Here is a 25,743-nt window from a genome sequence, read left to right on the forward strand (position 1 = left end):
GGTGGTTGCGTCTTGGCCGGGAGGTGATGCGGTAGAACGTGCCCGTCGTGGGTGGGGGCGTGGTGGGGTCGCCGCCGATGGTGTCGCCCCAGGCGTAGCGGATCCGGTCGGCGCCGGTGGTGTTGCGGATGGTCAGGTTGAGGTTGGTGTTGCTGCCGGTGAGGGAGAACATGGAGTACCAGTCGTAGCCGATGGTGCCCGGTTTGCCGCCGAGGGCGGGCCAGTAGGTGCCGCCCATCTGGTTGTCGCGCATGACCTGGGCGACGGCGCGGATGTAGCGCACGAAGTTGTCGGTGCTGTTGGCGTCGGCGTAGTTGCGGCCGTCGTTCATGGGCGCGCCGAACTCGGTCGCGACCGCCCGGGAGGCGCAGTTGCCCAGGCGGGTCTGGATGTGGCTTCGGAAGGCGTCGTAGGTCATCGCGCCGTAGAAGAAGGCGTAGTGGTGGAAGGACAGCAGCGTCGCGTTGAAGCGGCTGTCGTTGCAGATGTCGCGTAGGTCCTGGCTGAAGCCGGTGCCGCCGATGAGTACCCGACCGGGAACGGCCGAGTAGTGGTAGCTGAGCCAGTTGGCCGCCACGGTGCGCCACTCGGCGGAGCTGTAACCGTGCGGCTCGTTCATCGGCTCGAAGTAGACGTTGGTGTTCGCGCCGTAGGTGTTGGTCACGGTGGACCACATCGCGTTCCAGGCGGCGAGGTTGGTGATCCGGCCGCCGGAGGCGGCCCCGTCCTCCCAGTAGGCGAGGATGACCTTGAATCCGCGGGCGGTGGCGGCGTCGATGGCGCCGCGGTAGGCGTCCCACCACGCCGTGCCGACCGTGTGGGTGTTGATGGGCAACCGGACGGTGTTGACCCCCATCGTGGAGGCCATGTCGTCGTAGAGGGCATTGGCCTTGGCCCGCACCGTCGCGTTGCTGTCAGACGAGCTCAGGCCCTGCACGACCAGCGGCCCGGTACTGAAGTTGTCACCCAGCACCGCCCAGTTCATGCCACGGAACTGGTTGGTGGCGGCAGCAGCCGGCGACGACGCGACGACGACAACGCCAACCATCGCCGTCAGCGCGGCCACCAGGGCAATCAGCAGCCGACGAAACGGCCGGACACTCCGCGATGCTCCTGAAAGACGGCCGTCAGACGACCTCTTCCGTGTCGTGACAAGTTCAATCACTAGATCTAGCCTCCCTGCGTCCGGACACCAGACTGATGTCGTTGGGGTTACATCGGTATCGGAAACGACATCAGGCAGCCAGCATTCGAACCGACACGGTCAGGACCATTCGGATTCGAACACGGTTCCCGGTGCGACCGTCGCTCCAGATGTTCCGCGGAACGTGGCGTCGGCGCGGTCCGTGTGTCGGTGCTGATCACGTCGGTCCGAAGCGGACCTGTTCGCGGGTGTTGCAGCTGCCGCTGATGGTGATCCAGTGTGGGAACAGGTCTCGGGAGTAGCCGCTGGTCGAGCCTTCGCCAGCGACGGTTAGAACGGTGACAAGGAGCGATGGACGCTCGGCCATGTCTCTACAGCTCAGCGACCACTTTCACCAAGCGATGACAGGGAACCCCCATTTGCCGGGGTCGGCAACTAGGTTCGTCATTCATGCGCATCGTTGGGCATCGCGGGTGCGGTACGCCGCCGCGCCCCGCGGTCGGCACCGAGTCGCTCGAGGATGTCCGAGACGACCGGGGCTTGAGCGGGTTTGGCGATCAACATCACTTCGTGTTGGTGTCGATGGTGTAAACCACGTCTGGCCCGACGTCATGGCGGGTGATGCCGGGTACGTCAGGGATGTTGAGCAGTGGTTCGTACGGGGTGCCTTGGACCCGGTCGCGCAGCAGGACGACGCTGCGGATGCCGAGCTGGTGCAACCGATCCAATGCCAGCTCGCTGGGGAAGGTCGCCATAACGTCGCGGATCGCCTGACGGTTGGGTGTGGTGTAGCTGGCCGCACCGTTGACCATGACGGGAAAACCGTCGGTCGACCAAAGTAGGACGTTGAGGTCGATGCCGTCGTTGGACGGCAACACCATGGTGGGAGCGTGCGCGGAGGCTAGCGCCATCGCGGCCGGTTTGGCTGGGGTTTGGGGGTGGTTCAGGTCGGGCAGGCCCTCAGCTAGCACGAGGACCAGCAACGGAACGGTGAGTAGCCGTGCCGCTCCCACCGACCATTCCGGCTTGGCGCCCCTGCGAGCCACCTCGGCCAGGTGGGTAACGAGGCCGGCCGCGAGGATGGCCAGGCAGATAGTGGGCCACAAGATCAACCTGCCTGGTGTACGGGATCCATCGAACCCGGGCACGTAAAGATAGAGCAGGCGGTAGATCGGCCCGTTCGTGCCCAGCGCGAACAACACTCCGGCGACCGCCCCAAACAGCAGCAGGAGCCGTTGCGCCGGTGACCAGCGGGATAGGAACAGGCCGGCGAAGGCCAGTAGATACAGTGCGAACCCGCAGAGCAGCACTTTCTCAGTCGGTACGCCACCAAGAGCGGTGCGGGCGTCGTTGTGCAGGGTGCCCCAGGGCAGCGAGGACTGCGGAGCCACGAGAAGTCCGCGCAGTGTCGGGGAGAAGTGCGCGACGTAGTCCCAGTCCCGGGTGACATTTGGGTTGAGCTCGCGCACCTGTTGGTACGCGTACGCGAAGTATCCGGTCACCGCGGTGAAGATCAGCCCGCCGATCAGATCACCGACGATCAGCCGGAGGCTAAGGCGTGGGCGGTGGATCAGCCAGGCTGTCAGTGTGATCAGGCAGAGGGCGGCGAGGACGTATACGAATCCCAGCCCCACGCCGAAGCCGAGGCTGACCTGCCAGGCCGCAACCAGCCAGCCAGCGAACGCCCATCCCGGCCGGACTCGTTCGGCAAGGTAGCCGCGGGTGAACGAGAGTCCGTGGCCGCGCGCCAGCATCGCCAGGGCCAGAGTGATACCACCGGTGGAGAGAATGTTCAGATGGCCGTCGTGGCCGTAGCGCCAGGGCGCGTAGGCGAGGGCGGCCCCGGCCACCGCGGCGGCGACCTTATTCGCGCCAAGTTGGCGCAGGAGCGCGTAGCCGCCGAGGAAGGCGAGCGCGAAAGCCAGCACGAACAGGATGTTGTAGCGCAGCACGGCGCCGACTACACCGTCGCCTATCAGCCCTGCCGGGGCATAGCCGAGCAGGCTGTCGTTCAGGGCTAGGCCGTACGTGTCGGGATAGAAGGCGTTGGTGTCCCACAGGCCACGCAGACCGTGGGTGAGAGCGTGGCCACCCCATCCCACCAGCCATGCTTGGGCCGTCGGGTCACCCACGTCACCGACGATGGTGTGGGCCGGGTCGGCGATCGTCACAGTCTTGGCGCCGTCAGTCACCACGCGAACCGCATACGGCGGAATCAGCCAGATCATCGCGACAGCGAGGAGCACCGAACCGAGGCTCGCGACACTCAGTTCCCGCCGATGGGCCCCACGTGTCAGCCAGTCCCTCGTGCCTGAACTGGCACGCGCGAGTCGGCCATTTTTTCCAGGCTCGCTGAAAGCGGCGGCTGATGTGGGGTCTCCTGCCGGTGGCTCTACCTGCGTCATCACATTGACCCTCACTGTTGAACCGCCGCAGTAAATCATGGGCAGGGCGGTGCGTAGAGTCAAGACGCCGATCGATGTCTTGCGGTAGCCGGGCCTTACGCTGTCCATCGAAGGCGCCTCGTCACGCAGGAGTCGCGATCGGTGCAGCGTCGAACTTTGCCGCTGTCGGGACAGGACGCGCCAGGGTTGCTGCAGGCCCTCGCCCGGGTTGCGGACCCAAGGGACGCTGGCGGTGTCCGGTATCGCGGTCCTGAACCGCGGTGATGGTGACGATCACGGCGAGCGACGTGTGCCACCCGGACGTTGCCAGCGGTCCGGGACAAGTCCTGGATCAGGCTGTGGAGGGGCGGGGCTGTCCGGGGATCTTGGCAGACTCACCGAGAACGCCCCCGTCCCGACAGTGCCGGTCCTGCAGAAGGGGCAGGAAGAGTTCATCGACGATCGACTGGATGCGGGCGGGCTGCAGCGGGTTGAGGTCCATGAGCATGTCGTGTCGCACCAGTTCAAACGGCATGGCGAGCACGGCTGAGGGAATCCGCCCGAGATCGATCTCGCCGCGGTCGTGGGCGCGTTGATAGACGATCCGGCCATGAGGAGGCTGCTGGGCGTTCATGATCTTGTCGCGGACCTGGTGGGGAGTGAGGCCGGTGTCAGCCAGCAGTCCCGAGAAGGCAGCGGCTGCGGCGATGGCGAAGAAGCCGGCGAGAGTGTCGCTCAAGGCTGCCAGGTGGGCGAGCAGGTCGTTGCGCAGGGTGCCGGTATCGGGGACTGCGACCGGGTTGGTGTTTCGGTGATGCGTGATCGCGGCGAGCACGATCTGGTCCTTGTTGGCCCAGCGGCGGTAGAGCACGGCCTCGCTGGTGCGAGCGCGTCGAGCAATCGAGTCCATCGTCAGGTGGGCGTATCCAACCTCGACCAGTTCGTCCCATGCGGCGGCGAGCAGAGCGGACTCGAGTTGTTTGCCGTGTCGGCGAGGGCGGGCGACTTTGGGTGCCTCGGTGGTCACCCACCCCACGGTAGATAGCCTTTACTTCCTTAGCAAGTGCCCTTACGCTCGTTGGATAGGGATTACTTTCTTGGGGATGGAGGTGAGATGACCGACTCGACGAAGCTGTCCCCGCAGGTTCGGAACGCGCCGACGGTGCTGATCGTCGGCGGGGGCCCGACCGGTCTGACACTGGCTTGTGCGCTCGCCCGCGGTGGCGTCTCGTTCCGCCTGATCGAGGCTGTCCCCGGCCCGCAGCCCGGCTCGCGGGGCAAGGGCGTCCAGCCGCGCACCCTTGAGGTGTTCGACGATCTCGGCATCGTCGAACGCGTGATCGCCAACGGTCGGATGGCGATGCCGATCCGTTCGACCGCTCCGGACGGCCGGGTGACGCTGAGCGGTGCCGAGACGTTGAAGGATCGCCCCGACGTCCCCTATCCGGCGAGCCTGATCACGCCGGAATGGCGGGTCGAGGAAGCACTGAGGCTGCGGCTGGCTGAGCTCGGCGGCACCGTTGAGTTCGGCACCGCGCTCCACAGCTTCGAGCAGTCGGACGAGGGCGTGTCCGCAGTGGTCGTCAGCGGCGGCGAGACCGAGGCGATCACCGCGCGCTGGCTGGTCGGCTGCGACGGTGGCCACAGCACCGTCCGCAAGCAGGCCGGCATCGCTTTCGAGGGCGAGACCCGCGAGGAGATTCGGATGATCGTCGCCGATGTCGAGGTCGACGGCCTCGATCGGGACGCCTGGCACATGTGGCGCCACGAGGAGGGCCTCGTCAACCTCTGCCCGCTGCCGTCGACCAACGCCTTTCAATTCCAGGCCGGCATCGCGCCAGGACTGGACACCGAGCTCAGTCTCGCAAACATGCAATCGGTCCTCGACCATCGCAGCGGCCGCACCGACATCCGCCTCCACGATCCGGCGTGGTCGTCGCTGTGGCGCGCCAACATCCGCCTTGTTGACCGCTATCGCGAGCGTCACGTGTTCCTCGCCGGCGATGCGGCGCACATCCACTCTCCCGCCGGTGGCCAGGGGATGAACACCGGTATTCAGGACGCGTACAACCTCGGTTGGAAGCTGGTGGCGGTCGCGCAGGGCGCCTCGCCGGCGCTGCTCGACAGCTACGAAGCCGAGCGGCGACCAGTAGCGGCCGGCGTATTGGCGCTGTCGAACGCGCGCCTCAAGCAGACGCTCGAGCAGAAGGGCATCCCTACCAACCGCGATGCGAGCACGACGCAGCTCAGCGTCGGCTATCGCGGCTCCGCCTTGACGCGCGACGACCGCGAAGAGTCCGCTCCACTCCGCGCCGGCGACCGCGCCCCCGACGCGACCAAGCTGACAACGGTGGAAGGCGAACGCCGGCTGTTCGACCTGACGTGCGGCGGCCAATTCACGCTGCTGAGTTTCGGGAGCACGCCTGCGGTCGCAGCTCCTGCGTCTGGTCTCAGGACTCTCCGTGCCGTCGGACAACCGACGGACCCCGACGACATCGTCGACACCGAAGGTCATCTTGCCAAGGCCTACGGCGCGGCCGACCGCACCCTCGTGCTGATCCGTCCCGACGGCTATATCGCGCTGATCTCCGATGCTGGTGACGTCTCGGCGGTGTCGCGCTATTTCGACGCGATCGGCTGAGCCGTCACCCCGGCCGCCTTCCTGGCAGTCGAATATCGCTCAGGGTGGTAACCGGTCATCACGGGTCCGGTAAGGCGGCACGCCACGCTGGCAACCCATGACACCCATGCTCCCCAGCCCACTGAGTGGGCGCTTCCGCGTGAAGCGGAACTGGCATCATGGCCGCATGGCGAGCGATCTCTGGGTGTCGATGCTTTCGCTGGGTGGCGTGGCCCTCGGTGGCGCTCTGTCCTTCGGGGTGCAGCATCAGACCCAGCGCTCGGCGGAGCGGGCCGAGGAACGGCGGCGGGGTCTCGCTCTGGCGGAGAGCCGTCGCGCGGAACGCCTCGCCCAGCTTGAGAGGTTCATCGAGGTGACCGCTGAGGCGGAGCGGTGCGCGTTCAACCGTCCGGCGAGTTGGTCGGTCGGCGACGATTGGCTCGTCGAGACGCAGGCGGTGATGAACCGGGTGTGGGTCTCGGAGCGGTTGATCCGGCTGACGTTCCCGCTCGGGGTGCACGAGGCGGCGCGGGCCTACTTTCTCGATCTCAACCTTGTCGTCTGGGAGGGGCTGCCGGACGGTGAAAGCGTCCGGGACCATCTCGAAGTGAACCGCCTGGCATTCCTCGACGCGGCGAGGGTGGCTGTCGGTTGAGGGGCGTCAGAGGCCGTGGTGGCCCGCGTCGTGTCACCGGGCCCGGAGTCGGCGGTCCTGGCCGGCAGGTGGCTCTGCTGCTGGTGACGGTATCGAGTCTGCTCTCCGTCGTGCTGGCTGTCGTGGTCAACGTCGCGACCGGCGGTGACCTGCCCGAGCCGGTCGCGGCGTACGGATGGTTGGCCTGGCCCACGGTCGCCGTCCTGACCTTCACCGGCGTCGGTCTCGCCCTGTGGCAGCACCGGCTGGGACAGACCAGCCAGCCTTCTGCGTCACCGGTGCCCCCGCCGACGGACGACCCGGTTCCGCCGAGTGAACTTCCGGTCGCGCCCGGACTTGTCGGCCGCGAGGCGGAGCTTGCTGCTGTCGCGGAGCTGGTCGGCGGGGGAGCGCAGGTCGTCGTTGTCTCCGCGGCGGGGGGCACGGGAAAGTCCGCGCTGGCCCTGTCGTATGCCCATGGGGTCCGTGAGCACTTCCCGGACGGCCAGTTGTACGTCGCCCTGGGTGGCGCCAGTGCCACTCCCGTGCAACCACAGGAAGCCCTGATCCGGATGCTCCGGGCGGTCGGCCTGGACGCTGAGGAACGGCGGGGCACGCTCGATGAGTTGTCCTCGCGCTTCCGGTCAGCGGTCGCGGACCGACGGCTTCTCGTCCTCCTCGACGATGCCTTCGACGCGGCGCAGGTGCGACCGCTGATCCCGGCAGGCGCAGGTTGCCTCACCCTGGTCACGAGTCGCCGGCTCATCGCCGATCTGCCGGGAGCCGCAGTTCTGACCCTCGATGCGCTACCGCCCGGGCAGGCACTCGAACTGTTGACCGCCACGATCGGAGCGGACCGGGTCGCGGCCGACCCCTCGGGCGCACGACGGCTGGTCGAGATCTGCGCAGGCCTACCGCTTGCGGTGCGCATCGTCGGATCCCGGCTCCGGGCCCGACCCAGGTGGACTCCGTCCGCCCTCGCCGACCGCTTGGCGGACGAGGACCGTCGGCTCGACGAGCTGCGGCTGGGCGACAGGGCGATCAGGTCCACGTTCGAGTTCACGTACGACGAGTTGAGCGACGTGGACCGGCTGGTGTTCCGGCGAGCCGGGGCGCATCCAGGTGTGTTGTTCGGCGTCGAGTCGGCGGCCCGTCGGTGCGGACTTGACCGACGGGTGGTCCAGGATGCCCTGGACCGGCTGGTGGACGCCTTCCTGATCGAGGCGCCGACACCGTCGACTTATCGGCTGCACGACCTCCTGCGGTTGTTCGCTGCCGAGATGCTGGAGCGGAAAGAGACGCCCGGCGACCGTGTTGCCTGTCTGATCCGGCAGCTGGATTGGCTGCGGGACCTGGCCGCGTCCGGCGGCAACATCGCGCACGAACGCGACAACATCCTGGCCGTGCTGCGTACCGCGGTCGCGGAGGGACTCGCCGATCAGGCCTGGGCACTGGTGGAAGCGGTTCACCCGCTGCTGACCGCAGCCGACGACCACACGTACCGGCTACAGCTGTGGCGGTCGACAGAGCGGGCGACAGCCGATGACCGGAGACGGGTGCGGGCACTGCGATGGGTCTCGCATTCCTACGGACTGGCCGGCGAGGTCGAGCGTGAGCTGGCCACAGCGCGGGAGGCTGTCGCAGTCGCCGAGCGACTCGGCGATCCGGAAGAGCTGGCACAGACCACGCGCCGGCTGGGCGAGGCGCTGCGGGCACACGGCCACCCGCAGGAGGCGGAAGGGCAGCTGCTCCAGGCCCTGCGACTGTTCCAACGATCGCACGCGGTCGAGGAGGAGATCGAGGTTCGCTCCGCCCTGGGCGTCCTCTACAACACCCTACGTCGTCCCGAGCGCAGCATCCCCATGCTGGAACGAGCGGCAGCCCTACTTTCGGCGCCGGAGACGGCTCTGCACGGCTACGTGCTCCTGGGGTTGGCCGCAGGACACAAGCTCGCCGGCCACCCGACGGAGGCATCTGCCCTGACGAGGCAAGCCTTCGGCATCGCCGACCGGCTGGACGACGAGTTCCTCCGCGGATACTGCCTCCACGAGCGTGGCTGGCTTGCCGTGGAGGACGATCGGCACCGTGACGCCGAGAAGGACTTCCTCACCATGCTGGAGATCTTCCTGCGGATCCGACATGGCGCCGGGGTCGGCGCGGCGCACCAGGCCCTCGGGTCGGTCGCTGCAGCTCAGGGTCGTCGGAACGAGGCGGTCCATGCGTTCGAGGCGGCGACCGAGGAATACGAGAGGCTGGGCAACCGGACGCTCGCCGACGAGGCCCGGAGCTCCCTCTCGGAGCTGGACCTGCCCCGGCGGTCGTGACCAGCACCCCGGCTGTGCCACCCGGCGTCCGTCGGCCCTGATGGGCCGGCACACCAACGGACACCTTCTTCACGCCGGCGGGAACGTGACCGCCCGACCACTGCCACGGCTCCGATCAGCGCGTCGGCGTCGGATGAGACTGCCTGGAAGCGATCGGTTTGTGGGTCGACGGTGGACGGTTGGCACGGCGGGTGGGCGGCACGGCCTCAGCCTGCGGCCGTAGCGGCGAGGTAGGTGTGGAACGCCGCCACTTGTTCATCCGTGACAACCGGTTCGAAGTCCAGAAACTCGCTCGGAACGATGCCGGTACCCGTACCGGTGACTGTCACGAACCAGGCGCCTTCGTGGCCGAACCAGCGCGCCTGCGCCAGGACGCCGATGTCGGCGCTCTCTGAGGGGTCATCCGGGTTCTCCACGGCGATGATGCGAACCCACTGCCCGTCGCGGCCGTAGGGCGGCTGCGGGACGTGCAGGATGAGGTTGTCCGCGCCAAGGCTCTCACCGAACAGACGAGCTGCGCCGGCCTGGGCCAGTGCCCAGAGATCCGCTGTCCTACCCGTTCGGCCTACCTCCACCTCGCCGTCCGGGCCCTCGACCAGCACCGCGTACGAGCGGTCAGGCTCGTGCCGCACCCGTGCTCGCACCAGTATCGTGGGGTCGCTCATCCGTTCATGATGCTGCAGCCGCTCCGGCGGCGGTGCCGTCGTGCAGCCATTTGTTCAGCCGCTCCGATCCGAAAGCCTCCGGCGCCACCGCTCCAGTCCGAGAGTCGAATGCGGTGATCGTGCTCGGTTTGCGGGGTCACAGCAGGCCCCTCTCGTGGAACTGGGCGAGTCGGTCCGGTGGCAGGCAGCTGGTCAGGTTCCGTTCCAGGTCGACCAGTTCGAGGTCGACCGCGTACACCACGAAGTCGTCGGTGACCGGCAGCGTGGCCGACCAGTCGTGCAGGTTCAGTCGAGCCGCAACAGCGCAGAACAGTCGCCGGCCGATCTCGGACCCGGCGGCGACGTCATAGTCGTCCGCGTCGATTAGCGCGAGTTCCTGTCGTACCAGCCGCGACGGCCCCGTGTCGTCGAGGTCGATGTCGGTGTTGGTCTCGAAGTCTTCCGGCGCCCAGGCAGCTTGGGCATCGATCGCGCTCAGGTCCGCGCGCTCAGCCTCGGTAGCCACGCTGATTCCGATCGACAGCTGCGTGGGTCGGGCATAGCTGAGGGCGAGGCAGGCGATGCGGTCGTCGACGTCCAGCCGTGCCGCAGCGTCCGGGATCAGCGCGACCAGCAGGTCCTCGATGGCGCGGCAGGCCGCGTCAAGATCGAAATTCGCCGGTGGCCGGGTGTACAGCACCCGCGATTCGTTGCCCGTGGTCTGGACGAGGCGCAGCAGGCCGCGGTCGTCATGCTCGGCCGCCAGTACGGCGGGCGGGCCACCGCTGTGCTCGACCTCGACGCGGCTGATCCGCCCGTCGGTGTACGCATACGATTCTCGCCCCGAGCCGCGCCGCGCGACCATGGTGGCCGAGCGCATCAACCCGTCTTCGAAGCGGTACTCGTGTAGGTAGATCGGGCCGTCCGTAGCGAAGTGCGCCACCTCGACAATGTCATCGCCGTGGCGGAAGAACGTCTCGTGGTGCAGCTTGCCGTGCAGGAAACCGCTGTACTCCTCGATCACGGTCGGGCGCCGCCGGGCATCGAACCCGATCTGCAGGACATCCCGATTATCCGGCGGACGGGCGTCCAGACGACGTCCGGGCTTGAGCAGGTCCCGCTCGAAGCGCAACGGGCGTAGATCAGGGCCCGGCCAGGTGTACCAGTCCCAGCTCTCAACGAGTGCGGTTGCTGACCGCTTCCGGGACTCGTACTCGTCGCCAAGCTGGGCGAACCGCGCGGCAGGATCAGGCATGTGCAGGATCGTACGGATCTCGTCCCCGGCCTGACCCGACTCGTACACCAGATCTGGAGCACGTCCATGGCCCGCGGGAGCAGGATTGGCGGATCCGCTTCTCGCATTGCGAGAGGAGCGCCAGCTCCACCAGTTTCCACAGTGGGGGCCACCGCCTTCGACGGTGGCCCCCGGCTCGTCGGTCACTCAGCAGCGGATGGACGTGATGGTCACCTTCGTCTTGCCTTGTATCCGCCACCACTGACTAATGGTCGGTTGGTCGGTGTGGACGACGTCAGACGCGCTGCCGAAGTAGTACGAGGTGATGCAGCCTCGGTACACCCGGAAGGCGTCCACGTCGTAGTAGTAAATGGTGGTGTAGCTGGAGTCGCCGCCGGAAGGAAGTTCGGCGTCGGCGTGGTTGGCGGTCCAATTCCCCGGTTGGGTCACGCACGGGAGCTTGTCGCCGACGTAGAACGCCGTCCCGGTTCCCCAACACCAGTCGTTGGTGATCCGGATGTTCATCCCGGACCGGTTGACCACTCGTCCGCCGCAGCCGCGAGTGCGGCACGTCCCGGCCTCGGCGGGCACCGCGACGGCGCCCTGCGCGATGACGCCGATCAGCACGGCCGCGATCACCGCCGCGAGCCGGCGCGCCGCCCGCAGTCGCGGTGTCAGCATCGGTACGCGATGATTGCGTATGTCTGCGTGGTACTGATGAAGTGCTGTCCCGCACCGACATCGCGGAGGTAGTCGAAGATGCCGGTGTTGTCGAGCCTCCACTCCTCGGCGCAGTAGCCGGGCCCGATGTAGTAGCCGGCGGTGTTGTCCCAGTACTCGTTGCTCCGGTGCAGATGATCCAGCAACGTGTCGTAGGTGCCGCGGGTGTAGTTGCCGTCCCTGACGTGGATGATTCCGAGCCGGAGGTTGCTGATCCTCGATAGGTTCACGATGTAGTTGCCGCCTTCCGGCGGCGGGGGCGCCAACGCGGGGGAGGCGTGGCCCACCGCAGGGAGGGACAGGAGAACCGCCGCTGGCAGCAGGGCAATGGCTAGTCGCCTCAAGATTTTCATCGCACGACCCTTCACGTAGACACCGGAGTTCCGAGCGGCTTCGTGGAACGCCTCCCTTTCCGTGTTACCGCCCGATTGATGTCCACACTGTGAACCCACGATGTTGGATTTCCGTTGGCCGCGAGGTTCTGGGCACCGCTTGTCGTCTTGGTTGATGGCGGCGATGGTCAGACATATCTCTCTGTGCGTCGCCGTTCAGGCGGCGGCACCGTCCTAGCAGATGGAACGCCAGTCCCACCGGCAATGCGTCGGGCAACATCGGCGCAGGCCGATAGGCGTTCCCTCGGTCCTGAAAGCTGACCGTGATCGGATACCTTTCCGATCACGTTCTCGATCATGGGACAGCGGAGCAACTCGCCCAGCCGCTAGCATCGCGCTGATTCCCGTCCCCTATTACGGAGACCTCCATGCGCACACTTGCCGCCGCCGCCCTCGTGGGCGTGTTCGTGGCCGTCCTCCCGGCATCGGCCGCCCTGGCCGCCGCCCCGGAGCCGGATATTGCTGTGACCTCCGCAGCCGACAAGGCCAACTACACCGAGGGCGAGATCTTCACCGTCACGGTCACGGTGAAGAACAAGAGCTCCGTCGACGCCAAGCACGTGCACTACACCGGCGGCGACAGCGAGGGCGTCGACGGTGTCGTCTACGGTGAGCTGCGGACCGGCTTCGACCTCGCCGCCGGCGCCACCAAGACCGTTCGGATCACCGGCAAGACCAACCACCTGGCGTCGCAGTCCGGCTACGGATTCGTTGCCTTTTCGCTTGCCGCCGACAACGGCGAGGCCAACGACGCCGACAACAACACCAGCGTGCGGCTGCTGGTGGCGGGCGTCTTCGACGATCTCGGCGGCTACGTCTTCCAGGGTGGGTCCTCCGGCGCCGAGTGGACGCCCCGGACGCCCGGCGTCCCGGGTGTCAAGGTCGTCGCCACCAGTGCCGACGGCAAGACGAAGTACGCCGAGGCCATCACGGACGCCAAGGGCCTGTTCCGTTTCGCCCGCCTCCCAGCCGGCGACGTCCTGCTGACCTTCACCGCCCCGACGGGCTGGAAGATCCTGGCCGGCGAGAACGGCGAGGACGACCACACTCTGGCGCAGGTCCGCGCCGACGACAGCGACGAGCCGAGCATCTTCGTGCCGGCGAAGAAGGTCGCCGTGAGCTCGCCGACCGTCTCGCCGTCGGCGTCGGCGTCGGCGAGCGCTGGCCCGGCCCTGCCGGTCAGCGGCGACAACAGCGACGGCCCGGCCCTGCCGATCACCGGCGACAAGACCATGCTGCTCGTCGGCGCGGCTGCGGTCGCCGTCGTGGTCGGCATCGCGATGGTCCTCGTCGCACGGCGTCGCCGCGTACACCTGCAGGCCTGATCGGCCGGGATCGCTCCAGCGGCCGAGCCCTCGCAGGCTGTAGCTTTCCCCCTCTGTCGAGCACGGCAAAGGGCGCCGAGGCCCCAGCATCCCGCTGGAGCCTCGGCGCCGCGACTCCCGGCCGCGACGCGAAACCCTTCCTCCGACTGCCCGGAGGTTCTCACGTAGCCACCGCCTGACATCCTGCCCGGTTCCAACGGCGGCGGATCGAAGTCCTTCGGAAGCTGGTCAACCGACCTGGCGTCGGCCGGGGCGTTGAAGACAAGAACGTCCCAACTCATGGTGCCCTCCGGCGTGCTCAGCCCACCGAGGTCCTGGCGGTGCTGGACGGAGTAGGCGTCGGGAGACCGACGGCGGCCAGCGGTGTGCGCGACTCTATGCGGACCGGCTCCCAGGGAGCCTCCTGCCAGGCCCGGTGCAGCAGGCTGGTAAATGTGTCATCGCCGGGGAACGCTGTCTCGTCCACGGCAGCGACCGGCTGCGCCGGGCAGTGTGAGTTGGTCGTAGCAGCGGCCCTGATGCCGTTCAGTGATTCGCGCGTCAAGCGCCGTGTCTCGTCGGGAATACCGAGCTTTCGCATGCCCAGCCGAAGCACCTGCATGGTGATACCGGTCAGCATCGGGGCTTCAGGCCAGATGACCCGGTCACCGTCCCAGAAGGCGATGTTCCACACCGAGCCCTCACGCAGGAAGCCGTCCTGCCCGGCGAAGAGCACGTCGTCGAATCCGGCCCGGCGAGCCTGCAGGTAGTGGTAGGTCAAGCCCAACGTCGCCATGTGCTTGAGGTGGGGCAACTCCCGCTCGTACCGAACGGTTCGAACCCGCAGCGGCGGGCGTGGAGTCTCCAGGGTCGGCTCGGAAACGGACACCATGACGTCGGTACTGGCACCGTTCGTCAGACTCGGAAGAACAGTGACCCGCACGGAGGCATCCTGCTCATCCCGCAGCGCGTGGCCGATGAACGCCCTGATCTCGTCGTCCGAGGGCGACGTAGCATCGGGAAAGAGCGCGGCCGAACCCTCACGCAGGCGGCAAAGATGAAGACCCAGGCCGATCACTGCGCGGTTACGCACCTGCATGGACGTGAAATGGCCGTAGTTCCAGGTCGCTGCCCGATGCATTGCATCGACATCCGCCGGACCGCCGTTGAGCTCCACATGCGTCACCGGGTCATCGTGCCAGGCTGCCGGCACGGAATCGCGCACGAGTGCGCCCTGGCCGTGGCCCCGGCGGTTCGTTCCTGTCGGTGTTCGGCGGCAGCACAAGTTCGGCGGCAGCACAACGATGACCGAGATAGCTTCCCGGCCCACGGTTCCGATGGTGGGGAGTGGCCAGGCCCTGGGCAGCACCGATACGCCCTCCGGTTATTCCGCGCCGTATCCGTGGCGCATCCGGAACTTCATCGGATCGGTCCCGGTCGCCCGCACGTGCGTGATCAGCACAGACCTCAGCGAGTCGGGAATGTCGGCGCGTTGCGAAGCGGCCCACTCGAGGGTGGTGAACAGCTCCGCGGCCCCGTCGAGCTGGCTTGAGGTCAACGTTGTCGACGTCAACGCGTTGAAGATCGACTCGGTTGGCTCGGTCAGCAGCATCCGCTCGGGTACCAGCTCGTACCACGGGGTGCCACCCGTCGTGGTCGTGTGGCGAGGCGGAAAGCCGGCCCACGCCACCAGCGTTCGGATCCGCTCGTTGGCATCGGGGTATCGCCGGGCTACCAGGTCGGCAAGCCTCTCCTCCGCGTCGGTCTCACGGCGTGACGCAGCCTCGGCGGCCTCGGCGAGAGCTGGCGGCGCGGCCGTCACCCACTGGACGCGACGCGCGTTCTCCTCAGCCGCTTGACCGGCCAACAACTGCTGGACATCGCGCGATCCGGTCAGGCCTCGGTCAGCCAGCCAGCTGGTCAGGGCGGGGGCATCACGGAGGTCGGCGTCGCAACGTCCGAGGCCCCTGATAGAGGTTTGATGATGCAGCGTCCAACGGGCGATCTCGCGCCCGGCGGTATCCGACACGAGGATTGTCGGCCACCCCATGCACAGGCAGTGATCTCCGGTGCCGCCGTCAACGACAGCGAGCAGGGAAGCCAGCTCTGCGACCGCCGTGCCCGACACCACAGTTCGAGCCGCATCGGGCCGGTCGAGCTCGTCGCCCGACGCCTCGATGATCAGTACGGCACCAGCCTCGGCCAGCACACGTTTCACCAGCGCTGTACTGGGAACCTCGTCACCGCTCCCGATCGTTGGCGCGTTGGTCACAGCGGCGAGCGTACCGGCCGTGCCACTGCCCAGGGACGCCCAGCGCGTCTGCGGCCGCTCACGGTAATCGCTGGGGCGAACGGCAGACGTGTCCAACCTGTCCGACGTCCCCGTCCGGTCAGGCTGGGCCCTCGACCAGAGGGTCGTGGACTCGGCCGAGGAACAGCGGTACGCCGGTGAGCCGGTCGTGGATGACGTACAGGAATGGTCGGTTGACGAAGAACTGCGGTCCTTGCGGAATCGACGGTGGCCGGACGATGACGGCCGACGCGGCTGCGGCCTCGGTACCCTTCTCGTCCACCGCGATGAACGTCTCGTGCACCACGTCGTCGATGCACAGGGACGGTTCGGTGCTCATGCCTCTGAAGTCGGCCTGCGGTGTGAATGCCGTGGGCATGCCGAGGCTGCCCAGCGCGGCACCCAGCTGGGCCGGTAGGCGGAACGTCCACCGGGGCAGGCGCAGTTGGACGTCGGTGATCTGGAACCCGGTCAGCATCGCGCCGAGCCAGGTCGCATCGAGGCTCGCCTCGACCGCGGCGAGGTCGTCGCGGGTCGGCATGACGATGGCCATGGCAAGCCCGTCGCCCGCGTACGGCACGTCGACTGCGCGCCACCCGTCCCCCTCGAGGTAGCCCATCCTGTCGAACGGCCCTCTCATGACGGGGACGTCGACAACGGTGCCGTCATCCCTGGTGAACGGTCCCACCGCCGTGGCCGTCGCGGTGAACGGGTACTTCCAGGCCGCCTTGAGGTAGATCGTGTTGGTCAGCATGAGGCTGGTGTCGGTGCTCACGGCGTCGGACTGCAACAGCTCCGGGATCTTCGCGTTGGTCCGATCGGACACCCAGGTGTTGATCTCCTGGCGGGCGGCCTCCGGCGCGCCGCGGAAGTCGACCGGATGCGGCGCGGCACCGTAGTAGCCGGCCAGGGTGTCCCGGAACCGGGGCCGCAGACGCAGGTCGAGTCGTGTCCACAGCGCGTTGGCCGTGGTCAGCCGAGGCTGCTTGACTCCGTCACCGTCCTGGTACCGGCCCGCCAGCGTCTGCTCGACGGCGTTGAGCCCCCTGTCGAGCGCGCAGGGGCGTGGATGCGGCGCGTGGAGCACCGCGTCCATCTCGTCCGCCGTGGTCGAGCCGGCGCCCGCCCTGGTCATCGCGAGCGCCAGCCCGACCGAGTACGGCGCGCACACCACATTGCCGCCTGCCCGGCTCGACGCCACCGTGCGGTAGAGGTCGGCCGTGAGGCCACGAACGGCGGTTGCGGCCGCCTGCATGGTGGCCGGGTCGGGTGGTACGCGGCCCGCATCCGTCGAAACGGACGACGGGCCGAGCCAACGGGGACCGGCTGGGGCGGCGGTGAGGGCGGCAGCGGCAAGAGGGACCGCCCGCAGGATCGATCGACGCGAAACCATGTGTCGACGGTAGAGCAGTCCCACGGGGACCCACCAGGCGTGAACCCGAATTCATCGAGATCTGCCAATGTCTGCTCTGACGACAGCCTTGGCGGTGATGGTCTCGCCGGCCGCTGCCGCTGCCTCGGCGAAGACACCGGATCGCGTCGGGCTGCAGAGCCGGTTGGATGACATCGTCGCCGCCGGCGCGGTCGGCGGGCTGGCCGAGGTGCGCGACGAGCACGGCGTGTGGCGGGGGAGCAGCGGTGTCGCCGAACTGGACACGACGCGGGCCGTCCCGGTCGACGGCCGGTTCCGGGTGGGCAGCATCACGAAGACGGTGGCCGAGCCTCCGACGTTCGAGCCGCCGGGCTCGGCCTTCGCGTACTCGAACACCAACTACATCCTGCTCGGCCAGATCATCGAGAAGGTGACCGGCCGGTCGTACGGCAAGGAGATCAAGCGCCGGATCATCCGGCCGTTGCGGTTGACCGGCACCGTGATGCCGAGGACGACGCCCCGCATCGTCGGGCCGCATCCTTACGGTTACGTACCGAAGGACGCCGACTCGAACCTTGTCGACTACACGAAGATGAATCCGTCGGTACTGGGCCCGGGTGGCGAGATGATCTCCACGACGAGTGACCTCAACCAGTTCTTCGCCGCACTGCTCGGTGGGCGCCTCCTGCCGGGCCGCCTGCTCGCCGAGATGAGGACGGAGGGTGTGGTTGGCGCGAGGTACGGGCTCGGACTGGCCTGGTGGCGGGACACCTCGTGCGGGGTCCGGGTGTACGGCAACGACGGCGACGCTCTCGCCTACCAGTCCTGGTCGTACTCCACCGAGGACAGGCGTCGCCAGGTAACTGTCGCGCTCACGCCCAACTTCCGCGGTGACCCCGACGATGCCATCGACGCGTTCCTGGACAAGGCCATCTGCGGCTGACCAGTCTCAGTGCGACGGGGTCCCCGGTCGAGATGCCGTGGTGAGCGCATGGAACGCCGAACGGCGGCCCGCTGAATCAGTCGGACCGCCGTTCGCAGAGCGTGGATCAGAGCGGGCGGATGTTCTCCGCCTGCGGGCCCTTCTGGCCCTGGGTGATGTCGAACTCCACCTTCTGGTTCTCGTCGAGGCTGCGGAAGCCGCTCGCCGAGATCGCGGAGAAGTGGGCGAAGACGTCGGCGCCGCCGTCGTCCGGGCTGATGAAGCCGAAGCCCTTGTCGGCGTTGAACCACTTCACGGTGCCTGTAGTCATGTCTGCTCCTTCGCAGGCTGTCAGAGGCCGCACTGTGCGGACCCTTACGCCGCTGCGTTGATTACCCGCGTCGAAACGACACGAAAAACGAAAAGCGCCTGGATGGGTTTCAGATGCCCCATCAGGCGCCGGAAAACGTCTACGGAAATCAAAACTGCAACGGGGTTACCGTAGCACAGTGCGGTCGGCAGGCTGAGCCCGCGGGCTGACCCGGAGATACCGCGACTCCTCGATTCGGAAGCCCGAGCATCTCCGGGTGCGTGGCCGGAAGTCTGCGGAGGAAGGGCGAATGCCCGGCGTGGGTGATGGCCCCGATGCCCCGGTCAGTTACGCGTGAAGGGCCGGTCACTGTCTCTGCTCGGAGTCAGGACGTGTCGGGTCCGGTCCCCGGTCCAGGCCGCTTCGAGGATCGCGGTCAGGCTGGCGGTGTCGGTCGGGCCTGGATGGTTCTGGATCAGGCGGGTGACGCCACTGGCCATCTCCGCGAAGCGCGGGAGGTCGGCGCGTGCCACGCCGATGTCCGCCAAGGTGGGAGGGATGCCGATGTCGGCGAGGAGCCCGTCCAGCCAGGTGAGAAACGTGTCTGCGGCCTCGGCGTCCGAGGCGTCGGTCACGTCGAGCCCGCACACCCTGGCGAGGATGGCCAACCGGTCGCCGATGGCATCCCTTGCCGCGTCCAGCGCGTAGGGCAGCAGCAGGCCGACGCCCAGGCCGTGCGGCGTGTGCGTGGCGGCGCCGATGGGGTACTGGAGAGCGTGCGGAGCCGCGTTGCCCGCGTGGGAGAAGGCAAGCCCGGCCAGCATGGACCCGTAGGACATGTCCGCGCGCGCTTCCGTGTCGCCTCCGTCCCGGACAGCGCGACGCAGGCTACGGGCGATCCTCTCCGCGGCCAGGAGCGCGTAATGGTCGGTGATGGCGTTGCGGCCGAGGAACACCTGCTCCACCGGGTCGCGCGGTCCGTGGGCCCGGGGTCGCGCGGTGTAGCTCTCCACCGCGTGACACAACGCGTCGATGCCGGAGTGGGCGGTGACGGTCGCGGGGCAGGTGTAGGTGAGTTCGGGGTCGACGATGGCGAAGTCGGGCACGATGTGGACGCTGGAAACCCCCACCTTCAGCTCGCGGTCCGGGTCGGTCAACACCGAGACCGGTGTGAGCTCGGAGCCGGTGCCTGACGTCGTCGGGACCGCGACGAGAGGCATCGTCGGCCCCGGCACCTTCGACTCGCCGTAGAAGTCGCGCGGCGTCCCGCCGTGGCGGCGGATGACGCCGACGATTTTGGCGAGGTCGATCACCGTGCCGCCCCCGATGGCGAGGATCACGTCGGCGTCCACCTCGGCGGCCGCCGAGACGGCCAGGGCGACGTCGGCGAGTGGCACGTCCGGAGTCGCGTCGGAGAACACCTCGACGGCCGTGACCTTCTGCCGCACGGCGGCGACGATGTCGGCCACGCCCGGCTGCCCCAGAAGAACCTGGTCGGTCACGATGAGGACTCGCGAGCCACTCTCGGCCACCACTCGTGGGATGTTCTGCGCGACCCCTTCGCCCACTATCAGCTGGCGTGGTCCGCGGACGGTCTCAAGCATGGTCGGTGCCTCTCCGGAACGTCGGCGGGGATGTGCTGGGCGGACGTCCAGGTCACCTGCGAGACCGGGACGGCGTCGGCGGGTGGAGGCCGCTGAGGTCGTGTGTGCACAGGGCGCGGTGATTCTCGGCGGGTGCCCGCCGCAGCAGGCCGGTCACGGTAGGTCGATCGCCGCGTAGGTGAGGTCGAGGTATTCGAGGATGCCCTCGTGCGACCCCTCCTTGCCGATCCCGGACTGCTTCACGCCTCCGAACGGAGCTGACGGGTCCGATATCAGGCCACGGTTGATGCCGACCATCCCGGTGTCCAGCCCCTCGGTGAAACGGAGCGCCCGCTGGAGGTCACGGGTGAAGATGTATCCGACCAGGCCGTGTTCGGTGTCGTTGGCCTTCGCCAGCACCTCGTCGTCGGAAGTGAACGAGATGATCGGCGCCACCGGGCCGAAGATCTCCGCCCTGAGCATCCGGGCGTCTTCGGGCACGTCGACGAGGACCGTGGGCGGATAGAAGTGGCCCGGCCCACCCGGGCGCTCGCCGCCCACCAGGACCCGGGCGCCGCGACCGACCGCGTCGGCGACGAGTTCGTCGATGTTGGCGACCGAGGCCTCGTCGATCAACGCCCCGACGTCCACGCCGTCGTCGAGACCATGGCCCACCGAAAGCGCGCCCATCCGCTCGGCGAAGCGCGCCGTGAACTCCTCGCGCACCGGTTCCTCGACGTAGATCCGGTTGGCCGCGATGCAGGACTCCCCGATGTTGCGCATCTTGGCCACCATGGCGCCGTCGAGCGCCACGTCCAGGTCAGCGTCCGCACACACGATCAAGGCCGCGTTGCCGCCCAGCTCCATCGAGGTACGCAGCACGTTGTCCGCGGCCTGTCGGAGCAGCACGCGCCCGACCTCGGTCGACCCGGTGAACGACAGCTTGCGGGTCCGACTGTCGGCCAGCAGTGCCGAGACCACCGTGCCGGAACGCTTGGTGGTTACCACGTTGACGACGCCCGGGGGAACGCCGACCTCCTCCATGATGCGGGCCAGGAACAGCATGGTGAGTGGCGTCTGGCCTGCTGGCTTGGTGATCGTCGTGCAGCCCGCAGCCAGCGCGGGAGCGATCTTGCGGGCACCCATGGCCAACGGGAAGTTCCAGGGCGTCACGAAGACGCACGGCCCGACCGGCTTCGGCACGGTGAGGATGCGGTATCCACCTGCGGGAGCGGTGCTGTAGCGCCCCTCGACGCGCACCGCCTCCTCGGCGAACCAACGGAAGAACTCGGCGCCGTAGGCCACCTCTCCCCGAGCCTCGGCGAGCGGCTTGCCCATCTCGAGCGTTATCAGCCGGGCGACCTCCTCGGATCGCTCGGTCAGAGCCCGATACGTCGCGGTCAACAACTCTGACCGTTTCCGCGGCGGGGTGGCCGCCCACTGCGCCATTGCCGTGCTCGCCGCGTCCAGAGCGGCGAGCCCGTCATCGATGTCGGCGTCCGCCACCTCGGCGATGGTCTTGCCGGTGGCCGGGTCCTCGACGGCAAAGGTGGCTCCGCTTGCGGCGTCGCGCCAGGCGTCGCCGATCCGAAGCCGCCGGTGCTCGGGGGCCAGGACGTTCATCGGGTCACTCATCGCGTCGCCTCCTGTGATCTTGTTGGTGATGTCCGGGGGCCTCAGCCGTCGAGCTGTGCGCGTGGACGGGTCACCCGCCCTCGTCGGGAACGAGGTTGCCGAGCGGGTCGAATGTGGCCCTGGCCCTGTCCGTAGGGCGACGCCCGCGCCACCGATCGCCTTCTCGGGCCACGGCCGTCTCGGCGCCGTCAGGTCTGGCCCGCCGAGCCTCGCGGGGGCGCATGGTGCCGTCGCCGCCGTCCCGCTTACCGCCCAGCCTCGGACAACGACAGCCCGGTGCCCGCGTCGAACAGGTGCGCACGGTCCAGGTCGACCGTGACGGTCAGCCGCTCGCCCGGCGTACCGGTGACGGTGGGTCGTGCCTTGACCTTGACGATCTCCGTTCCCACCCGGACGTCGACCACCGTCCGGTCACCGAGCGGCTCGAGCCCGTAGAGCTCACCCGACAACGACGCGTCCCCACGCTGCTCGACGGACAGGTCCTCCGCGCGCAGGCCCAAGAGCAGCGCACGACCGTCCTCGGCCGTGGTCCAGCGGGGCCGTGGCAGCGTCCAGCCTTCCGCACCGACCAGACGATCTCCCTCGGCGCGGCAGGCGAGCAGGCTGATCGGTGGGCTCCCGACGAATCCCGCGACCCACTTGTTGGCGGGACGCTCGTACACCTCGGTCGGTGTTCCGACCTGTTGCACCTTTCCCTCCTTGAGGACGGCGACCTGGTCGGCCATGGACAGGGCCTCGACCTGGTCGTTGGTCACGTAGACGAAGGTCGCTCCGAGGCTCCGGTGGATGCGGGTGAGCTCGGTGCGCATCTCGACGCGCAGCTTGAGGTCGAGATTCGTCAGCGGCTCGTCCATGAGGAACGCGCGCGGCCGACGGACCAGCGCCCGGGCCAGGGCGACCCGCTGCATCTCACCGCCCGACAACTGCGCGGGACGACGCTGCAGCAGACGTTCGATGTGCAGCAGACTCGACATCTGCTCGACGGCAGCGGCGATCTCACTCGACGAACAGCGGCGTGCCCGCAGCGGCGAGGCGATGTTCTCGTACACCGTGTGTCGCGGGTAGAGGGCGTAGCTCTGGAAGACCATCGCCAGGTCGCGGGCGGCCGGGGCGTCACCGGTCGCGTCCCTGCCGCCCAGATGCACCGACCCGGCGTCCAGCTTCTCCAGGCCGGCGATTGCTCGCAGGGTCGTCGTCTTGCCTGCCCCGGACGGCCCGAGCACGACGAAGAACGAGCCGTCCGGCACGTCCAGCGTCACCCCGTCCAGGGCCTGGACTTTCCCGAAGGACTTGCGCAGCCCTTGCACTGCCACGGTTCCCATCAGGCCACCAGCTCTTCCGTGCTCACGTCGTAGACCGCCGGGGTCCCGCCGGTGTGCCGTAGCCCGACCTTTGCGTCAGTGGCGAAACGGACAGTCGGTGGCATCCGCACCCGTACGTCGCGCTGGCCGCCGTGGTCGACCACGTAGATGATCTCGTCGCCCAGCCACTCCACCGAGACCACGCGGGCCGGGACCGACTCTTCCGCCCCTGGTTCTGCGACCTCCAGCGCCTCCGGCCGTACGCCGGCGACAAGGCGACGGTCGCGCGGCAGGCCTGGCGGTGGCGTGAGGACCAGCCCGCCCTGACTGCGCAGCTTCCCGTCGGCCACCTCGACCTCGATGAGGTTCATCGGCGGCGAGCCGATGAATGCGGCGCAGAAGAGACTCGCCGGACGGTCGTAGACCTCCAGCGGCGTGCCGATCTGCTCGACGCGGCCCTTGTTGAGGATGGCGATCCGGTGACCGAGCGACATCGCCTCGACCTGGTCGTGGGTGACGTAGACCATCGTCGCCCCCAGCTCACCCTGCAGGTGCTTGATCTCCGTGCGCATGTCCGCCCTCAGCTCCGCGTCCAGATTGGTGAGGGGTTCGTCCATGAGGAATGCGCGCGGGCGTCGCACCAGGGCGCGAGCCAGCGCCACGCGCTGCTGCTCACCGCCGGACAGCTGGCGTGGTCGCCGGTCCATCAGCGGACCGAGCCGCATCAGCCGGGCGGCCTCGTTGACCCGCTCGTGCACCTCCGGCTTGGGCAGTCCCTCGGCCCGCAGGGGGAACGCCAGGTTGTCGCGGGTCTTCAGATGCGGGTAGAGGGCATAGAACTGGAACACCATGGCGATGTCGCGCTCGGCGGGCGGCAGGTCGTTGACCAGCGTCTCGCCGATGCGGATATCACCCGCCGTCTGCCTCTCCAGGCCGGCTATGGCCCGCAGCGTGGTGGTCTTGCCGCATCCCGAGGGGCCGAGCATCACGAACAGCTCGCCGTCACCGATGGACAGGTCCACGTGATCAACTGCGACGGTCCCGTCCGGGTAGCGCTTGTGCAGGGCGGTCACCTCGATGCCGGCCATCAGCGTCGCACCGCCCCGAGCGTCACACCGGCGATGAGGTGCTTGCGTACCAGGTAGGCGAAGACGAGCACCGGCAGGGCGAACACCACGGAGGCGGCGGCCACGAGACCCCAGTCCGTGGTGGTGCCGCCGATCAGGCCGGCGATGGCGGGTGGGGCCGTCCGGACGTCGTCGCTGGAGGTGAGGAAGGTGGCGAACACGAACTCGTTCCACGAGAAGATGAGTGCGAAGACCGCCGTCGCGGCGATGCCGGGCACGAGCAGGGGAAGGGTGAATCGCCGGAACGCCTGCAAACGGGTGTAGCCGTCGAGCATGGCGGCATCCTCGTACTCCGCGGGCACCTCGTCGACGAACCCCTTCATCATCCAGATCGTGAACGGGACGTTGAACGCGCTGTAGATGAGGATCAGGCCGAGCTTGTTGTCGATGAGTCCGACCTGGCGGTACATGAGGAAGATCGGGATCACGACCACCACGGGCGGCATGAAGCGCGTGGAGAGGATGAAGAACAGTTGGTCCTTCTTGGCCTTCACGGCGAAGCGTGAGTAGGCCCAGGCCGCCGGGACCCCCAGCACGGTTGCCAGCACCGTGGAAGCTCCGGCGACCACGACCGAGTTGAGGAACGAGACGGACAGGGCTGAGCGACCGCCGTCGGGGTCGACGAACACGTCCCTGTAATGGTCCAGAGTGATCGTGAAGTCGAAGAACTTGGCCGGGATGGCGTAGACGTCCCGGTTCTCCTTGATGGACGTCTCGATCATCCACAGCACCGGGAAGAGCATCACGACGGCCAGCAGGGTCAGCAGCGCGACCTCCAGCACGGAGCGGCCTCGGCCGCCACGGCGGCGTGCGGGGGGCGTGTGATCCCGGGCAGGACCTGTGGCCACGGCCTCGTCGACGGAGACGGCCATCAGCCCTCCTTGAGCTTGTTCAGGTAGCGCAGGTAGAACTGCGTGAGGACGATGACGACGAGGACCATGAGGATCCCGTACGCCGAAGCGGTTCCGGTGTTGAAGCCCAGGAACGCGACCTTGTAGATGTGGAACGACAACGTCTCGGTGGAGACACCCGGGCCGCCGTTGGTGAGGATGTAGACCAGGTCGAACAGCCGGAAGGCCTCGATGGCCCGGAACATCACGGCAATGAGAAGCAGTGGCCATACCAGCGGAAGAGTGATGGTGCGGAACCGGAACCACTCGGACGCCCGGTCGATCGAGGCGGCCTCGTACAGGTACTTGGGAACCGCGGTGAGGCCCGCGAGTGCGATGAGCATGATGAACGGCGTCCATTGCCAGGTGTCGACCACGACCAGGGAGAGCAGTGCCGTTCGCTGTCGGGTGAGCCACTCCACCTGGCCCAGGCCGACCGAGCCGAGCATGCTGTTGACCACACCGAACTGCGCGTCGAGCATGAATCGCCAGAACAGCCCGACCACGACCGGCGACAGCATCATCGGCACCAGGAACAGGGTGGTCAGCACTCCTCGCCCGTGCGTGCGCCGTGAGATCAGGTAGGCGATGCCGAATCCGAGCACGGTCTGCAGGCCGACCGCACCGACCACGTAGATCAACGTCGTCAGGGCCCTCGTGTGGACCTGCGCCGACGTCAGGATGGCCGTGTAGTTCCCGAAGCCGACGAAATTGGCGGGCCCTCCGCGGGTGGCCGAGTAGTCGGTGAAAGACAGGTACAACGCCCACAGCAACGGGAACACCGACATGGCGAGCAACAGCAGCAGCGCGGGGGAGATGAAGGCCACGGCGAGCCCGCGGTCGCCCAGCCGGCGGGACCGGCCCGGAGCAGGTGGCGCCGCAGACGCCACCTGCCCGGGACGGTCGGTCGTCA

22 protein-coding genes are annotated in these 25,743 nt (G+C 67.9%); 5 read left to right on the forward strand and 17 right to left on the reverse strand.

Annotated elements, in window-relative coordinates:
• From LADH09A_RS09285 to LADH09A_RS09295, 3 genes are all read right to left on the reverse strand, one after another.
• The coding region (locus LADH09A_RS09285) for a glycoside hydrolase family 5 protein (RefSeq protein ID WP_238644467.1) at positions 1-1,048 on the reverse strand (1,048 nt) is incomplete at its 3' end.
• A 659-nt stretch (positions 1,049-1,707) separates the two neighbouring features.
• Complete coding sequence (locus tag LADH09A_RS09290) at positions 1,708-3,390, reverse strand: hypothetical protein (protein ID WP_238644468.1); 1,683 nt, start codon at positions 3,388-3,390, stop codon at positions 1,708-1,710.
• Positions 3,391-3,880: 490 nt separating this feature from the next.
• Positions 3,881-4,555, reverse strand: a complete 675-nt coding sequence (locus LADH09A_RS09295; RefSeq protein ID WP_238644469.1) for a TetR/AcrR family transcriptional regulator — start codon at positions 4,553-4,555, stop codon at positions 3,881-3,883.
• 87 nt (positions 4,556-4,642) lie between these two features.
• Here LADH09A_RS09295 and LADH09A_RS09300 point away from each other — a divergent pair, with 87 nt between their 5' ends.
• The 3 genes from LADH09A_RS09300 to LADH09A_RS09310 all read left to right on the forward strand — a co-directional run bounded on the left by LADH09A_RS09300 (position 4,643) and on the right by LADH09A_RS09310 (position 9,106).
• Complete coding sequence (locus LADH09A_RS09300) at positions 4,643-6,169, forward strand: FAD-dependent oxidoreductase (protein ID WP_238644470.1); 1,527 nt, start codon at positions 4,643-4,645, stop codon at positions 6,167-6,169.
• A gap of 166 nt (positions 6,170-6,335) precedes the next feature.
• The gene (locus LADH09A_RS09305; RefSeq protein WP_238644471.1) at positions 6,336-6,803 is read left to right on the forward strand and encodes a hypothetical protein; all 468 of its coding nucleotides are present in this window, start codon (positions 6,336-6,338) and stop codon (positions 6,801-6,803) included.
• Between the two features lie 83 nt (positions 6,804-6,886).
• A complete protein-coding gene (locus LADH09A_RS09310; protein ID WP_238644472.1) occupies positions 6,887-9,106 on the forward strand; it encodes an ATP-binding protein in 2,220 nt (739 codons plus the stop codon).
• Between the two features lie 206 nt (positions 9,107-9,312).
• On the opposite strand, the gene LADH09A_RS09315 is transcribed toward LADH09A_RS09310, so the two are convergent.
• The 4 genes from LADH09A_RS09315 to LADH09A_RS09330 all read right to left on the reverse strand — a co-directional run bounded on the left by LADH09A_RS09315 (position 9,313) and on the right by LADH09A_RS09330 (position 11,934).
• Positions 9,313-9,771, reverse strand: a complete 459-nt coding sequence (locus LADH09A_RS09315; protein ID WP_238644473.1) for a hypothetical protein — start codon at positions 9,769-9,771, stop codon at positions 9,313-9,315.
• A gap of 136 nt (positions 9,772-9,907) precedes the next feature.
• Positions 9,908-11,005 (reverse strand): hypothetical protein, encoded by a 1,098-nt coding sequence (locus tag LADH09A_RS09320; protein WP_238644474.1) that lies wholly within the window; start codon positions 11,003-11,005, stop codon positions 9,908-9,910.
• A 186-nt stretch (positions 11,006-11,191) separates the two neighbouring features.
• On the reverse strand, positions 11,192-11,665 hold the full coding sequence (locus LADH09A_RS09325; protein WP_238644475.1) for a hypothetical protein: 474 nt from the start codon (positions 11,663-11,665) through the stop codon (positions 11,192-11,194).
• On the reverse strand, positions 11,659-11,934 hold the full coding sequence (locus tag LADH09A_RS09330) for a hypothetical protein (RefSeq protein WP_238644476.1): 276 nt from the start codon (positions 11,932-11,934) through the stop codon (positions 11,659-11,661). The genes LADH09A_RS09325 and LADH09A_RS09330 overlap by 7 nt, the downstream gene beginning before the upstream one ends.
• Before the next feature lie 530 nt (positions 11,935-12,464).
• Here LADH09A_RS09330 and LADH09A_RS09335 point away from each other — a divergent pair.
• Complete coding sequence (locus tag LADH09A_RS09335; protein ID WP_238644477.1) at positions 12,465-13,421, forward strand: SdrD B-like domain-containing protein; 957 nt, start codon at positions 12,465-12,467, stop codon at positions 13,419-13,421.
• A 298-nt stretch (positions 13,422-13,719) separates the two neighbouring features.
• Here LADH09A_RS09335 and LADH09A_RS09340 read toward each other — a convergent pair whose 3' ends face one another.
• From LADH09A_RS09340 to LADH09A_RS09350, 3 genes are all read right to left on the reverse strand, one after another.
• Positions 13,720-14,586, reverse strand: a complete 867-nt coding sequence (locus LADH09A_RS09340) for an aminotransferase class IV (protein ID WP_238644478.1) — start codon at positions 14,584-14,586, stop codon at positions 13,720-13,722.
• 198 nt (positions 14,587-14,784) lie between these two features.
• Positions 14,785-15,672, reverse strand: coding sequence for a hypothetical protein (locus tag LADH09A_RS09345; protein WP_238644479.1), 888 nt, complete (start codon positions 15,670-15,672; stop codon positions 14,785-14,787).
• A gap of 118 nt (positions 15,673-15,790) precedes the next feature.
• Positions 15,791-17,083: a serpin family protein gene (locus LADH09A_RS09350; RefSeq protein ID WP_238644480.1), complete on the reverse strand. Its 1,293-nt coding sequence runs from the start codon at positions 17,081-17,083 to the stop codon at positions 15,791-15,793.
• A gap of 67 nt (positions 17,084-17,150) precedes the next feature.
• On the opposite strand from LADH09A_RS09350, the gene LADH09A_RS09355 reads away from it, so the two are divergent.
• Complete coding sequence (locus LADH09A_RS09355) at positions 17,151-18,005, forward strand: serine hydrolase domain-containing protein (protein ID WP_238644481.1); 855 nt, start codon at positions 17,151-17,153, stop codon at positions 18,003-18,005.
• Positions 18,006-18,111: 106 nt separating this feature from the next.
• Here the strand turns inward: LADH09A_RS09355 and cspE are convergent, their stop codons facing one another.
• The 7 genes from cspE to LADH09A_RS09390 all read right to left on the reverse strand — a co-directional run bounded on the left by cspE (position 18,112) and on the right by LADH09A_RS09390 (position 25,720).
• Complete coding sequence (cspE, locus tag LADH09A_RS09360) at positions 18,112-18,315, reverse strand: transcription antiterminator/RNA stability regulator CspE (RefSeq protein ID WP_013283833.1); 204 nt, start codon at positions 18,313-18,315, stop codon at positions 18,112-18,114.
• Between the two features lie 323 nt (positions 18,316-18,638).
• A complete protein-coding gene (locus tag LADH09A_RS09365; RefSeq protein ID WP_238644482.1) occupies positions 18,639-19,898 on the reverse strand; it encodes an iron-containing alcohol dehydrogenase in 1,260 nt (419 codons plus the stop codon).
• Between the two features lie 153 nt (positions 19,899-20,051).
• Positions 20,052-21,512, reverse strand: coding sequence for an NAD-dependent succinate-semialdehyde dehydrogenase (locus LADH09A_RS09370; protein WP_238644483.1), 1,461 nt, complete (start codon positions 21,510-21,512; stop codon positions 20,052-20,054).
• Between the two features lie 245 nt (positions 21,513-21,757).
• Positions 21,758-22,834: an ABC transporter ATP-binding protein gene (locus LADH09A_RS09375; protein ID WP_238644484.1), complete on the reverse strand. Its 1,077-nt coding sequence runs from the start codon at positions 22,832-22,834 to the stop codon at positions 21,758-21,760.
• Positions 22,834-23,901, reverse strand: coding sequence for an ABC transporter ATP-binding protein (locus tag LADH09A_RS09380; RefSeq protein ID WP_238644485.1), 1,068 nt, complete (start codon positions 23,899-23,901; stop codon positions 22,834-22,836). Before LADH09A_RS09380 ends, LADH09A_RS09375 begins: the two co-directional genes overlap by 1 nt.
• Complete coding sequence (locus LADH09A_RS09385) at positions 23,901-24,812, reverse strand: carbohydrate ABC transporter permease (protein ID WP_238644486.1); 912 nt, start codon at positions 24,810-24,812, stop codon at positions 23,901-23,903. Before LADH09A_RS09385 ends, LADH09A_RS09380 begins: the two co-directional genes overlap by 1 nt.
• On the reverse strand, positions 24,812-25,720 hold the full coding sequence (locus tag LADH09A_RS09390) for a carbohydrate ABC transporter permease (RefSeq protein ID WP_238644487.1): 909 nt from the start codon (positions 25,718-25,720) through the stop codon (positions 24,812-24,814). The genes LADH09A_RS09385 and LADH09A_RS09390 overlap by 1 nt, the downstream gene beginning before the upstream one ends.
• Between the last annotated feature and the right edge of the window lie 23 nt (positions 25,721-25,743).

Source organism: Micromonospora cabrerizensis, from assembly GCF_022230955.1.
Classification (GTDB): Bacteria; Actinomycetota; Actinomycetes; order Mycobacteriales; family Micromonosporaceae; genus Micromonospora; species Micromonospora cabrerizensis.